A 14429-nucleotide genomic window follows, 5' to 3' on the forward strand; every position below is an offset into this window, starting at 1 on the left:
CCAGTATTACTTAGCCAGCCTTATGTGCTGGCTTTTTTTTCTTCATATTTTGAGCTGTGGATGCGTTGGCTGCGTTCGCTCACCCCGGTCACATACTTGTGTATGCTCCCGGGGATTCGCTTACTTGCCGCCTTACTCGGCCCATCCTTGGGCCTCGCCCCTGAAGGGGCCGCTGCAAGCAGCGTTCAAATCTGCTCCCGGCAGATTTGTCCACAACTCAAACTATTTCGAAAAAATTTCCTTTCATATTATGGGGTCGCTCGCTGGCCGCGTTCCTGCGACTCACATTCTTTCGAAAAATCCTGCTTCAGGGAAAACTCATATTCTGCTGCCATATCACCCGATCTCCGGCGGGCGGCTGGGCGATGACGGTGCTGCCGGATAGGCGGTTGTTGAGAAACATCAGTGAGCTGGCGGGTTGGGCGGTGACGTCGGTGAAATCCAATGTTGCCTGCGTCAGCGTTGAGGAAAGAATATCGATTTGCTTCGGCGCGGTGCCGGAGAGGGTGAAGCCAACCTGATTAAACTGTGACGCCTGAACCGACAGCGTGGCGGATTTCAGGATGAGCGGGGCAAATTCCGGGGTGGCATTGAAGATACAGCGGACAAAATTCAGCGGCGCGGTGCTGTCAAATGAATGCCCGTTGATGTCGTTAAACACCGTATCGGTAAAGGTGATCGCGGCGGTCACGTTGCTCTGCACCACTGGCGCACCGTCCTCTTGCAGGGAAAACTGACACTGACGGATAACGTTCGGGCGCGCCGCGCGTTGCGATGCCTGACTGATGATCAGCGTGCGATCGGCGGTGCAGCCGGTCATCTGCAACCCGTCGGCATTCACCCACAACATCCCGGATTGCGGGATCGTCTCATTGGCGATCACCACCAGATCTTCCAGCGTCAGTTCGCTGACGGCAGAACGCGCGACAAACCACGGGCAGACGTGCTTGCGTACATTGATACGTTTGGCGCTGCCTCCCCAGGTGGCACCGGAATTGGCAAAGGTCATCAGGCCGGAGTTGCCGGTATAAGTGAGATCGTGTTCGTACTGACCGTGCGTGACGAACGGGCCTTTTTCCGCGCTCTGTCCGCTGGCGTGACAGTTTTCGACCAGGCAGTACGCCGATGCGGTGAAATCATTTAAATGCCGCGCATTTGCGACGCTGCAATCACTGACATGACCGTACAGGCAATAGATTTGCTGCGTCAGATAACCGGCACCACCAAAAGCGGTATTTGGCGGATTGATAAGGGAACATTGCTGCGTCAGATAATGGGTATTCCAGCGGCGCATCACCACCGGCCAGAAAGAACCTGTTGAATGAATGCCTGCCACATTGGCGTACACCGCGTATTCAAATGCCAACGGATGACTGCCGGTCAGCTGATCCTCTCCCGCGCCGGAGAACTGCATATTTTTGATGGTGACGAATTCCACCGGCTCGACTTTTTGCCAGCTGATCACCCTGCCCGCCAGCAGTTCCCAGCCGTTGTAATAGCTAATCTGAATATGCGTGCTGTCAGGAATGGCGATGATTTCCACCAGCTTTTGCAGCTCGCGCTCTGCCGCGCCTTTCACCGGTGCCACCTGAACCGCATACCAGTCGCCCACGCTGAACAGTGACGAGTCGGCGACCGGGAAAATATCCGTCTGCTCCTGCAACGTTTCTGTCAGCGTGAAGGTGACGGGGGTGCCGGTGACGCTGCCCTGGAAAAACAGCACGGCAGCAAACGGATCATTGGCCGGTGCGCTGGCAATGCCGGTGGTGAAAACGCGGTTGTTCTGAAAATCCAGCGTGATATCTGAACGGGAGAAACGATGGCGGCGCTGAAAGAGCAATTCCGTGAACGCCAGAATCTGTGTCATTGCCGGATCATTCACTAACGCATCCAGCGCATCGTCGGCGGGTTGATCGGCATTGAGAATGCCGAAAGTGCGGAAATCGCCCACGCCCTGATGAATAAGCCGCCAGCGCCCGTTGGCCGAATGGTCAGAACTGATCACGGTGCCGTTATTGGCGGGCAGATCGCAGTCATTGTCCCAGTGATAATGGCCGCCGCCGCCGTCACCGGCCTGAAAATAACCATTAACAAAAATATTATGATCCAGATGATTTTTGAGATTCTTCAATGCGGAGACAGAATTGACTGTTTTCATGAGGGGATCCTTTTGAGGCTCAGGGGTGAGCCACTTTATTTTGTTATATCTCCGTGTTTTCAACCACAATATGCGGCCCTGTACGGGCTGGCACAACGGATGCTGTATTTATCAGGAGGTTATTCTGCTCGATATTTTCTTCAAATCCTTTGGAATGCGTCACCTGCATTTGTTCATATTTTTTGAACAGAGGAGTGAAGTTTTTACGCTTTCTTATTCTCAGCCGTTGACTAGACTAGAGAAAACATTGAGGAGAGTTGAACATGATTTACTTACGCAAAGCACAAGAACGCGGTCACGCAAGTCACGGCTGGCTGGAAAGCTGGCATACCTTCTCTTTCGCCGATTACTACGATGCCCAGTTTATGGGGTTCTCCGCGCTGCGGGTGATCAATGAAGATTTCATCGACGCGGGGCAGGGTTTTGGTAAGCATCCGCATAAAGACATGGAAATTCTGACCTACGTGCTGGAAGGCACCGTGGAACATCAGGACAGCATGGGCAACAAAGAGCAGATTCAGGCCGGTGAATTCCAGATTATGAGCGCCGGTACCGGCGTGACGCACTCTGAGTACAACGGCAACAGCGACCGTAAACTGCACCTGTATCAGATCTGGATTATCCCGAACCAGAAAGGGCTGGAACCGCGTTATGAACAACGCATGTTCGATGCGCCGCAGGGTCGCCAGCTGGTGCTTTCACCGGATGCCCGTGATGGCTCGCTGAAAGTGTTCCAGGATATGGAATTGTCCCGCTGGGCGCTGAAAAAAGACGAACAGTCTGTTTATCAGATTCAGGCTGAACGCCGCGTGTGGATCCAGGTGGTGAAAGGCACGGTTTCCATTAACGGCCAGAAAGCCGGGGCGAGCGATGCGCTGGCGATCTGGGATGAAACGGCACTGTCGGTTCACGCCGATGAGGACAGCGAAATCCTGCTGTTTGACCTGCCGCCGGCCTGATCACAGGTGATTCAAAACGTAAGGCGATGCAATGGCATCGCCTTTTTTGCGTCCTGAATTCATTATTTAAAGCTGACATTAATGCCGATATTGCCCCGGTAACCTTCCTGTTTACCGTCAAAGCCCCGCGTATAACTCACACTGGTATAAAACGTGGCGTTTTTGCTCACCGGCGCGGTGATCCCGCCGCCCGCCTTCCAGGTGCTTTGCGTGAAATCAGGCGAAATGCGGGTACTGCCGATGGTGACGGCCGGCGCATCGCTGAATGTCGATACCGCATCAAGGTTCAGGTACGGCGTTATGTTGGGCTGACCGGCCTGTGGCTGATGCGAAAGCCGCAAGCCGCCCCGCGCCTGAACGCTGTTGTCCGTGGTTTTGTCTACCGTGGCAATGCCGTCATTAAACCCTTTCATATGCAAATACTGATAAATCACCTGCACCTGCGGTTCGAGTCGCCAGCTTTGGGTTATCGCCAACGGAATGCCGCTCTCGGCTGACAACGCCACACCGTACCCGTCCTGTTTGGCATCGTTTTCACTGTGGAAATCGGTGTGGTAATCGGTAATCTGTCCGACAAAATCCAGATACGCGCCGTCGTTGGTTTTCAGGGTGTAATAGCCCCCGACGCCGTAAGCATCGGTCGACACATCTCCGGTATCGGCGGATTCCCCGACCAGCCTGCGTGCGCTGTCCGAACTGCCGGTTTTCTGATCGCCCAGCGAAATCATCACCCCGGCATGCACCGTGTTGCCGCGCGGCGTGTCATCCTGATACAAATCCTTGCCGATCTGGATATAGCGAATGTCGCTGTCAAAACTGAAACGACCAACATCATAATTATCATGCGACCCGCCGACGCGCCCCCAGGTCCCGTCCTGACTGCGTTTCACACTGTCGCCGGTACGTTCATGGTAAGACCCCATCGAGTTAAAACCGTACTGCCGGTTAAGGAAGGGCGAAGCAATATATCCGACGACATCCGTCCGGTAGGCGATCACCGGCTTAGGCGTGGGCTGCGGTGTCGGGTCGGGCGTCGGATCCGGGTCAGGTGTCGGATCAGGCACCGGTTCCGGCGGCGGCACCGGCTCGAGATAAGTGCGTAAATACCAGTCTTTCGACGAGGTCGGGCTGCCTTTATACAGGTAATAATCAAACGCCCCTGCGCTGACTTTTTTCAGCAGTTTCAGCGAGGACGTATCAGTGCCATCCACCTGCACCAGCCGGATGCCGTCGCCCTGCGTCAGCGCACCGCTGCCGCCGGTATTGCGGACCAGCACGCCAAATTGTCCGCTGGCGTTGCCTGTAATGTGCAGTAAATCGGTCGGGGAATCATCACTGCCAAGCCGGGTATTCAGGTTCAATGCCCCGTTGCCGGACAGCGTATTCGCGGTCAGCGTGCGAAAACTGTCCTGCTGAGGCTGAGTGAAGTTCAGCAGACTGTTATCCATCGAGACATTACCCAGCACGGAATCGCCGGTCAGATTCCACACCGACTGATTATTCAGCGACAGCGAACTGAGGTTTTGCACCGCGCCGGTCAGTACGGAGGCGTCCAGCGTCATGTTCGTTTTCGCGGTGGTGGCATTGATAATGTTGCCGATAATCTGGCTTTGATCACTGACATTCACCGTGGTGGTGCCGTTGCCGGCAAAGGTCATGGCCGCGTTAATGCCTGAAATACGGGTGGCGTTATCGATGACCAATTGAGCATTACCGTCGTAAATCTTGCTGATGCCGACATTGCCGCTGGTGATGGTTGAATTATCAAGGCGAAGTTTTTGTAATTCATTCTCCGTCATCGGAGCGGCTTGCAGGTCGATACCCTTAGAAGTATCACCTGGCGTAGAAATACGCATTCCATTTTCCAGTATCAGATCATTGGCACCGATCACGGTTATCCCGTTAGTCATGGGGGCCTGAGTGGTGATGGAGCCACCGCTGATCTGCACATTACTGCCGTTTTCTACCATCATGCCGTTGGCATATTGCCCGGATGTTTCGATATCGACATCGCTCATTTTCAGGTTACCGAAGTCCACTATCACGGCATTGCTTTGATCACTCTTTGTGATGATGGTGCCGCGCTCATAAGTGACATTTGAAAAACGTTCATTGGAACCTTCGATCGTTATTCCCTGACGAACCTGAGACAAAAGTGACGTATTCAGTAATGTTGCATCAGAATTACTGATAACAATGGCCGAACTATTGGACGTTCCCCCCAGATGATTCACCGTTAAACCAACGGCATTCAGTGTGGACTCATTATTCACTTCCAAGGCATTGTCCGCATTACGGGCATTAACGGTGGCATTAATCATATTCGCCGTGGCGTTACTATTAATCACCACTGCCGCACTGTTAGAATTAAGGGTCGCGTCGTTGATATTTAAAACACTGCCTGCATCTTGTATCGTTACCGCATGGGAAATTTCCCCGGACTGACTGTTGTGATTAATCACGGAATCTTTTCCGATATTAATGACACCGCCATTTTGCGCGACAAGCGAGGAGCCAAGCTGGCTGCCGGACGCGTTGAACGTGTTAGCCAGGAACGTCAGTTGTGCACCGTTATTGACCATGATCCCGTATTTTATCAGCGGGTTATCAGCAACGATGTTTTCGTTATCCTTGGTGGAAAAGGTCAGCTTTTGATTGTTCGTCAGCAGCAATGGCAGGGTGTAATTTGCCGCACTGGCGCTCATGACGGCAATATTGGGCAGGCAACACGCCAGCAGAATACATCGTGTTATTTTACAGGTGTTAAACGCCGGCATCAGGCATTCCTTAAAGATAATAAGCGGTGAATGCCGGACAATGTATTCATTAATCCTCAGGGCATAAAATCATTCAATATCAATTTTTCATTGTTTTTCGCCGGTGAGATTAATAGGGTTTTATGTTGTTTATTGGCGGAATAAATCAGAGGGATGATACCCGGTGTGAGAGTGCGGTGATAATTGTGAGGCGGCATTTTCCCTTAGCTGCTCTTTTTCTCTCTGCGAAAGACATTTACGCAAAATGTGAAACATTTCACATCGCCGGACAAACGGCATGAAATTTTATGAACAGGCTCGCACATTTCCCCTGAAGGCATGGAAACCGGTTTCCATAACGCCTCAAATACCCTCAGCAAGAAGAAACGGGCAGAACATAAATCATCTGGGAGTGAAGCAAAATGAAAAGAATCATGCTTTGTTGTTCGGCGGGGATGTCGACCAGTTTGTTGGTGCGCAAAATGAAAGAAGTGGCGGCAGAGCGCGGCGAAGAAGTGCAGATCGATGCCTTCGGTGCCAGCGAATTTGACGAAAAATTCCGTGATTATCAGGTGGTGTTGCTCGGGCCGCAGGTGCGTTACATGCAGGCTGATTTATCCAAAAGAGCCGCAGAATTTAATATTCCGGTCGAGACCATCAACATGATGGATTATGGCATGCAGCGCGGCGACAACGTGCTGGACTTCGCTTACGGCCTGATCGCACGGGAAGGAAGCCGCGTATGAGTGGTCTCTATCAGGCGATGGTTAACGTCATCGAAAAACACATCACGCCACTGGCGGGCAGCGTCGGCCAACAGCGGCATGTCATTGCCATCCGCGACGGCTTTATCGCCGCGCTGCCGTTTATGATTATCGGCTCGTTCATGCTGGTGTTTATCTTCCCGCCTTTCTCGCCGGACACCACCTGGGGCTTCGCGCGCGGCTGGCTGGATCTGTCGCTGAAATACCGCGAACAGCTGATGCTGCCGTGGTATCTGAGCATGGGCGTGATGACCTTCTTCATCTCCGTTGGCATCGGGGCGAGTCTCGGCAAGCATTACAAACTCGACCCGATCATGACCGGTTTGCTGGCCTTTATGGCGTTTCTGCTGGTCGCCGCGCCGTACCATGACAAGCAAATCTCCACCCAATATTTTTCCGGCGAAGGCATCTTTACCGCCATTCTGACGGCGATTTATGCCGCCGAAGTGTATGCGCTGCTCAAACGCCGCAACATCACCATCCGCCTGCCGAAAGAAGTGCCGACCGGCGTGGCGCGTTCGTTTGAAATCCTGATCCCGGTGGTGGTGATTGTCGCCACATTACATCCGCTGAACCTGTTTATTCAGTCGACAACCGGCATGATTATTCCTGAAGCGATCATGCATTTGCTGGCACCGCTGGTGTCCGCCTCGGATTCCCTGCCGGCGATTTTGATCTCGGTATTTATCTGCCAGGTGCTGTGGTTTGCCGGTATTCACGGTGCGCTGATTGTCACCGGCATCATGAACCCGTTCTGGATGACCAATCTGGCGCTGAATCAGACCGCATTGCAGGCCGGCGCGCCGCTGCCACACATTTATCTGCAAGGATTCTGGGATCACTATCTGCTGATTGGCGGCGTCGGTTCGACCCTGCCGCTGGCGATTTTACTGCTGTGCAGCAAAGCTGTGCACCTGCGCACTATTGGCCGCATGGGCGTGGTGCCAAGCTTCTTTAACATCAACGAACCGATCCTGTTCGGCACGCCGATTATCATGAATCCGGTGTTCTTCCTGCCGTTCACGCTGGTGCCGATGCTTAACGCTGTCTTTGCCTACACCGCCACCAAACTGGGCTGGGTTGCACAAGTGGTCTCGCTCACACCCTGGACAACACCTGCGCCGATTGGTGCGTCATGGGCCGCAAACTGGGCATTCAGTCCGGTAATTATGTGCCTGTTCTGTATGGTGTTATCAGCCGTAATGTATTACCCGTTCCTGAAAGCCTATGAACGTACGTTGCTGAAACAGGAAGCGGAAAAAGCCACGGCACAGACGGCGGGCAATGCCGTGCCGGCGAATTCTTAACCATTCACAGTTAAAAACGTAAAGCTAACGGACAGCGAGGATGACGATGAAATACGCATTTCCAAAAGAATTCTGGTGGGGCAGTGCCAGCTCAGCGCCGCAGACGGAAGGTGAAACACTGAGCCACGGCAAAAGCGCGACGGTATGGGATCACTGGTATTCACAGCAGCCAACACGTTTTCACAACGACGTCGGCCCGCAGGAGACCTCCACGTTTTACAAGAACTGGCGTGAAGACATCGCCCTGCTGAAACAGCTGAATCACAACACGTTTCGCACCTCGATTTCCTGGGCGCGTTTGATCCCCAACGGAAGGGGTGACGTGAATCAGGAAGCGGTGACGTTTTATAATCAGGTGATCGACGAAATGCTGGCGCAGGGTGTGCAGCCGTTTATCAATCTGTTCCACTTCGATATGCCGATGGCGATGCAGGAAATCGGCGGCTGGGAAAACCGCGACGTGGTGCAGGCATATGAAAAATATGCCGATACCTGTTTTGAACTGTTCGGCGACCGCGTGAAGCACTGGTTTACCTTCAACGAACCGGTCGTGCCGGTGGAAGGCGGCTATCTGTATGATTTCCATTACCCGAACGTGGTGGATTTCAAACGGGCGGCCACCGTGGCGTATCACACCATGCTGGCGCATTCGCTGGCGGTGAAAGCTTATCGCGCCCGCCATCTCAGCGGCGAAATCGGCATTATCCTCAACCTGACGCCGTCTTATCCACGTTCGCAAAACCCGGCCGATCTGAAAGCCGCCAACATTGCAGACCTGATGTTTAACTGCAGTTTTCTCGATCCGGCGCTGCGCGGTGAATATCCGCAGGAACTGGTGGAATTGCTGAAAAAGCACGATCAGCTTCCGGCGTGTCAGCAGGGCGATAAAGAACTGCTGCAGCAGGGCGTGGTAGATTTACTCGGCATCAACTATTACCAGCCGCGCCGCATTCAGTGTCGCGACAGTATGGTGAATCCGGAAAGTCCGTTTATGCCGGAATGGTTCTTCGATAACTACGTGATGCCGGGCCGTAAAATGAACCCGCACCGTGGCTGGGAAATCTACGAACAGGGCATTTACGATATCCTCACCAATCTGCGCGAAAACTACGGCAATCCGCGCTGTTTCATTTCCGAAAATGGCATGGGCGTGGAGCATGAATTGCGCTTTGAAAAGGATGGCCGCATTGAGGATGATTACCGCATTGAGTTCGTCAGCGGGCATCTGAAATGGCTGCATCGTGCTTTACAGGAAGGCAGCGGCTGTCTGGGTTATCACATGTGGACATTTATTGATTGCTGGTCATGGATGAATGCCTATAAAAACCGGTATGGTTTCATTCAGCTGGATCTGGAAACGCAGAAACGTACCGTGAAGAAAAGCGGCGAATGGTTTGCGGCGGTGTCTAAAAATAACGGTTTCGATTAACACAAGGAAAGACATGGCAAACATTAACGACGTTTCGCGGCTGGCGAAGGTGTCGAAAGCGACGGTGTCCCGTGTCCTGAGTGGCAGCCGCGGTGTGAAAGAGGAAAGCCGCCTGGCCGTAATGCAGGCGGTGGAAACGCTGCAATACAAACCGAGCGTGATCGCGCAGTCGCTGTCCACGCAATCCACCGGCTGTATCGGGGTGATTTGTGCGACGGAAAACATTAACCAGTCCACCGGTTATCTTCACGCGCTGGAAAAAGAATTACGGCTGAACCAGAAGTATCTGTTGCTGCGCTTTGCCACCGACGCGGCGAGCCTGACGCACTCTGTGGACGAAATTGGCCGCGGCCTGTGCGATGCGATGATTGTGATCGGCGCGCGTTTTGCGTTGCCCAAACTGCCCGAAAACGTCATCACCATTGACTGTCTCGATGCGGATTCAGAGCGCAGCATTCATTTTGACCGCAGCTTCGCGGCCGAAACTGCCTGTCAGTATGTGCTGAAACAAGGGCGCAGACAGATTGCCCTGATCAATCCGGAAAGTCAGGAAGCGGCAGGGCAGATCCTTCAGGGTTATCATCTGGCGCTGGAGAAATTTCTGCTGCCTTATGACCGGCGGCTGGTGCACAGCGGCGCGCAGGCGCTGACACAGTTGCTGGCGCAGAACGTGCCGTTCAACGCGCTGCTGGTGCCGGACGACGCCACCGCGCAGGATGCGCTTCGTCAGCTGATGCAGCACGGGCGCAGCGTTCCCGAAAACGTGATGGTCTTCAGCCTCGGCAGCACGTTGCCACCGGGGGTTTCGGCGGTTCCGGCGATTGCATATCCGCTGGAAACACTGGCGCAACGTGCCATGGCGCTGCTGGCCGGGCAGTTTTCTGCCGGCCTCAGCGCACCGGTTCGCGGCCAGCTTTCCCTCCCTTCCTGACAAACCTCTCATGTCGCGCAGCAACGGATATCCGCCTGCGCGATTGTTTGCTAACATCACACTCTGATCCCTTAACCTTTCAGCGGCACCATCTCATTGATGAATATCAAGAAAAAAAGACCCGTACTCCAGGATGTTGCCGATAAAGTGGGCGTCACCAAAATGACGGTCAGCCGTTATTTGCGCAATCCTGAACAGGTTTCCGGCGCGTTGCAGGAAAAGATTTCTGCGGCGCTCGATGAGCTGGGTTACATCCCCAACCGCGCCCCGGACATTCTTTCTAACGCCAAAAGCCGCGCCATCGGCGTGCTGCTGCCGTCGCTGACCAATCAGGTGTTCGCGGAAGTACTGCGCGGCATCGAAAGCGTGACCGATATTCACGGCTACCAGACCATGCTGGCACACTACGGCTACAGTCAGGAGCGCGAAGAACAGCGTCTGACCTCGCTGCTTTCCTACAATATTGACGGGCTTATTCTTTCCGAACGCCATCACACGGCGCGAACGCTGAAGATGATTGAAGTGGCCGGTATTCCGGTGGTGGAAATGATGGACTGCGTGTCGCCGTGTGTGGATCTGGCGGTGGGTTTTAATAACTTCGAAGCGGCACGGCAGATGACCCAGCAAATTATCGCGCACGGGCACCGCCATGTGGTGTACTTCGGCGCCCGTCAGGACGAACGAACCATTATCAAACAGCAGGGGTACGAGCAGGCGATGCGCGAATCCGGGCTGGAGCCGTACAGCGTGATGACCAGCCGTTCCTCAAGTTACAGCGGTGGGGCGGAATTACTGCGTCAGGCCCAAAAAGACTGGCCGCAAATCGACAGTATTTTCTGCACCAACGATGACCTCGCGGCGGGCGCGTTCTTTGAATGCCAGCGTCAGGGGCTGAAAATCCCGTCCCAAATGGCGATTGCCGGTTTCCACGGACACAACATGGGACAGGCGATGGAGCCGCCGCTGGCCAGCGTACTCACGCCGCGCGAAAGAATGGGGCAGATTTCTGCTGAACACCTGCTGGCAAGATTACGTGGCGAAGAAGTAGTACCGAGGATGGTAGATGTCGGATTTACGATATCTGCGGGTGGAAGTATCTGATCTTTTACTCCTTCCCCTCTCACGAGGGGAAGGCTGGGATGGGGTGTGGGTTTTGCAGAAGACAGCGCTGCCATTAAAACCCCCTCCCGACCTCCCCCTTCGCAGGGGGAGGAGAAAGTCTTACTTCTGTACCGTCTTCAAAGCCGCGATACAACGATCCACCACACCATCGAGTTTGTGATCGATATTCACCCGCAACACATCCGGCTCATCTTCGCCCGGTTCTTCGAGGGCATCGAACTGGCTGCGCAGTAAATCGGTCGGCATGAAATGTCCGGCGCGGGCTTTCAGGCGCTCGGCAATCACATCAAAACTGCCTTTCATGTAGATGAACACCATGCCTTCGTTGTCTTTACGCAGCGCGTCGCGGTAGCGGCGTTTCAGCGCAGAACAGACAATAATGCCGGTTTCATTTTTATGGCGCAGGCTGTAGGCCGCGTCATTCAGGCGCAATAACCACGGCGCACGGTCGTCGTCGTTCAGTGGCGTGCCGCTGGCCATTTTCTGAATATTGGCGCGGGGATGAAGATCATCGCCGTCGATAAATTTCGCGTTAATTTCACGGGCCAGTGCCGCGCCGACGGTGGATTTACCGCTGCCTGACACGCCCATCAGAATGATGCTTTGTCCTGCCATAAGTATGATCTCTATCCCAAAATGAACATTTTGACTGCGTAGTGAGTCCTAATATTAGCATGTTACCGGTATCATGATACCGGTAACAAATGGAGATGTGACTAATATCACAAAGGAATGCACTGCTGTTTTAGCGGTCGCGGTCTGTACCCGTTGCACTGTTAATTCCTACAACATCTTGAAAATTAAAAACAATGCGTCACCCGGTTTTTTGACATACCGCCGTGACAGCATGAGGGGAAAAATATGCCATTAGTTATTGTAGCGGTGGGTGTCGCACTGCTGTTGTTACTTATGATCCGATTTAAGCTTAATGGCTTCATTGCACTGATTCTCGTCGCGCTGGCGGTGGGGATCATGCAGGGAATGCCGGTCGATAAAGTCATCACCTCGATCAAAAACGGGGTGGGCGGCACGCTGGGAAGTCTGGCGCTGATCATGGGCTTCGGGGCCATGCTCGGTAAAATGCTGGCGGATTGCGGGGGCGCACAACGTATCGCCACCACGCTTATCGAAAAATTTGGTCGCGAACACATTCAGTGGGCGATTGTGCTGACCGGTTTCATCGTCGGTTTTGCACTGTTCTATGAAGTCGGGTTCGTGCTGATGCTGCCGCTGGTCTTCACCGTGGCGGCGGCAGCGCGTCTGCCACTGCTGTACGTCGGTGTGCCGATGGCCGCGGCGTTATCCGTCACCCACGGTTTCCTGCCTCCGCACCCTGGCCCGACGGCGATTGCCACCATTTTCCATGCCGATATGGGTAAAACCCTGCTGTTCGGTTCACTGCTGGCGGTGCCGACCGTGATCCTGGCCGGTCCGGTTTATGCACGCTTCCTGAAAGGGATCGACAAACCGGTGCCGGAAGGTCTGTTCAACCCGAAAACCTTCACGGAAGAAGAGATGCCGGGCTTTGGCGTCAGCGTGGCGACGTCACTGGTGCCGGTTATCCTGATGGCATTCCGCGCGGTCTGCGAAATGATCCTGCCGAAAGGCCATCCGGTGCTGGCGTATGCTGAGTTCTTCGGCGACCCGGTAATGGCCACGTTGATTGCGGTGCTGATCGCTATCTTCACCTTCGGCCTCAACCGTGGCCGTAAGATGGATGAAGTGATGGCGACCGTGAGCGATTCCATCAAAATCATCGCGATGATGTTGTTAATCATTGGCGGTGGCGGGGCGTTCAAACAGGTGCTGGTAGACAGCGGGATTGAAAAATATATCGCTGCCCTGATGCACGGCAGCAACCTGTCGCCGATCCTGCTGGCCTGGTCCATTGCCGCCGTGCTGCGTATCGCACTGGGTTCCGCCACCGTGGCGGCCATTACCGCAGGCGGTATCGCCGCGCCGCTGATCGCCACCACCGGCGTCAGTCCTGAGCTGATGGTGATCGCCGTCGGTTCCGGCAGCGTGATTTTCTCGCACGTCAACGATCCGGGTTTCTGGCTGTTCAAGGAGTACTTCAACCTGAGCATTGTCGAAACCTTCAAATCCTGGTCGGTGCTGGAAACCATCATCTCCCTGTGTGGTCTGGGCGGATGCCTGCTGCTGTCGATGGTCGTCTGACGGCATATTGTTAGCATAAAAAAGGCGAGCCAGATGGCTCGCCTTTTTCGTTTCCTGTTGTCGCTAAATCTTCAAATACGCCCTGATCCCGTCGAGGAACATTTGCGTTGAGAGCATGACCAGAATCAGGCCCATCAGGCGTTCGAGGGCGCTGACGCCTTTGTCGCCGAGCAGGCGCAGGAACAGGTTGGACAGCAACAGGATGGCCATCGACAGTCCCCAGGCGATAAACAGGGCCAGCGTCAGGTGGCTCATCTGATTCGGGTACTGGTGCGAAAGCAACATCAGCGTGGCGAGGATCGACGGACCGGCGACCAGCGGGATCGCCATCGGCACCAGGAAGGGTTCTTCACCGGCAGGCAGGCCGCTGCTGCTTTTCTCTTCCGACGGGAAAATCATTTTGATGGCAATCAGGAACAGAATAATACCGCCGGAAATCGACACGGTTTCGGTGCGCAGATTCAGGAACGACAGGATTTTTTCCCCGGCGAACAGAAAAATCAGCATCAGGATCAGGGCGATCAGCATTTCGCGGATCAACACCACACGGCGGCGTTTCGGGTCGAGATGTTTTAATACCGACATGAAAATCGGTAAGTTGCCCAGCGGATCCATAATTAAAAACAGCAATATGGTTGCTGAAATCATTTCGGTCATGACTACCTCAGAATAATTCGGCTTAAAACGCCTGTTATAAGTCGTGCTGCTATTAAAGGCTGCACTATTGATTAAATTCACTTGCCACTTTTGGTGCATTTTGTAAGGTGGTAGACCCGCGCGTTAACGGGGCACAGTGCAGCAAAACAGGCACTCTCTTAGTGCAGG

General features: G+C 54.0%; 11 protein-coding genes. 7 read left to right on the forward strand and 4 right to left on the reverse strand.

Annotated elements, in window-relative coordinates:
* Positions 1-307 precede the first annotated feature (307 nt).
* Positions 308-2158: a hypothetical protein gene (locus tag J9880_RS08715; protein WP_232770331.1), complete on the reverse strand. Its 1851-nt coding sequence runs from the start codon at positions 2156-2158 to the stop codon at positions 308-310.
* 263 nt (positions 2159-2421) lie between these two features.
* Between J9880_RS08715 and J9880_RS08720 the strand changes: the two genes are divergently transcribed.
* Positions 2422-3117, forward strand: a complete 696-nt coding sequence (locus tag J9880_RS08720) for a pirin family protein (protein WP_232770332.1) — start codon at positions 2422-2424, stop codon at positions 3115-3117.
* A gap of 62 nt (positions 3118-3179) precedes the next feature.
* On the opposite strand, the gene J9880_RS08725 is transcribed toward J9880_RS08720, so the two are convergent.
* Positions 3180-5894: an autotransporter family protein gene (locus J9880_RS08725; RefSeq protein ID WP_232770333.1), complete on the reverse strand. Its 2715-nt coding sequence runs from the start codon at positions 5892-5894 to the stop codon at positions 3180-3182.
* A gap of 401 nt (positions 5895-6295) precedes the next feature.
* Here J9880_RS08725 and J9880_RS08730 point away from each other — a divergent pair, with 401 nt between their 5' ends.
* From J9880_RS08730 to gntR, 5 genes are all read left to right on the forward strand, one after another.
* Positions 6296-6619, forward strand: a complete 324-nt coding sequence (locus J9880_RS08730; RefSeq protein WP_133823090.1) for a PTS sugar transporter subunit IIB — start codon at positions 6296-6298, stop codon at positions 6617-6619.
* On the forward strand, positions 6616-7944 hold the full coding sequence (locus J9880_RS08735) for a PTS sugar transporter subunit IIC (RefSeq protein WP_095923869.1): 1329 nt from the start codon (positions 6616-6618) through the stop codon (positions 7942-7944). The genes J9880_RS08730 and J9880_RS08735 overlap by 4 nt, the downstream gene beginning before the upstream one ends.
* Before the next feature lie 46 nt (positions 7945-7990).
* A complete protein-coding gene (locus tag J9880_RS08740) occupies positions 7991-9373 on the forward strand; it encodes a glycoside hydrolase family 1 protein (protein WP_232770334.1) in 1383 nt (460 codons plus the stop codon).
* A 13-nt stretch (positions 9374-9386) separates the two neighbouring features.
* Positions 9387-10304, forward strand: a complete 918-nt coding sequence (locus J9880_RS08745; protein ID WP_119825367.1) for a LacI family DNA-binding transcriptional regulator — start codon at positions 9387-9389, stop codon at positions 10302-10304.
* A 105-nt stretch (positions 10305-10409) separates the two neighbouring features.
* Positions 10410-11405 (forward strand): gluconate operon transcriptional repressor GntR, encoded by a 996-nt coding sequence (gene gntR, locus J9880_RS08750; protein ID WP_232770453.1) that lies wholly within the window; start codon positions 10410-10412, stop codon positions 11403-11405.
* Positions 11406-11525: 120 nt separating this feature from the next.
* Here the strand turns inward: gntR and J9880_RS08755 are convergent, their stop codons facing one another.
* A complete protein-coding gene (locus J9880_RS08755; protein WP_119825365.1) occupies positions 11526-12041 on the reverse strand; it encodes a gluconokinase in 516 nt (171 codons plus the stop codon).
* Positions 12042-12287: 246 nt separating this feature from the next.
* Here J9880_RS08755 and gntT point away from each other — a divergent pair, with 246 nt between their 5' ends.
* On the forward strand, positions 12288-13604 hold the full coding sequence (gene gntT / locus J9880_RS08760; protein WP_095923865.1) for a gluconate transporter: 1317 nt from the start codon (positions 12288-12290) through the stop codon (positions 13602-13604).
* Between the two features lie 63 nt (positions 13605-13667).
* Here gntT and J9880_RS08765 read toward each other — a convergent pair whose 3' ends face one another.
* On the reverse strand, positions 13668-14261 hold the full coding sequence (locus J9880_RS08765; RefSeq protein WP_095923864.1) for a YhgN family NAAT transporter: 594 nt from the start codon (positions 14259-14261) through the stop codon (positions 13668-13670).
* Between the last annotated feature and the right edge of the window lie 168 nt (positions 14262-14429).

This window comes from Rahnella victoriana, assembly GCF_021276285.1.
GTDB lineage: Bacteria > Pseudomonadota > Gammaproteobacteria > Enterobacterales > Enterobacteriaceae > Rahnella > Rahnella victoriana.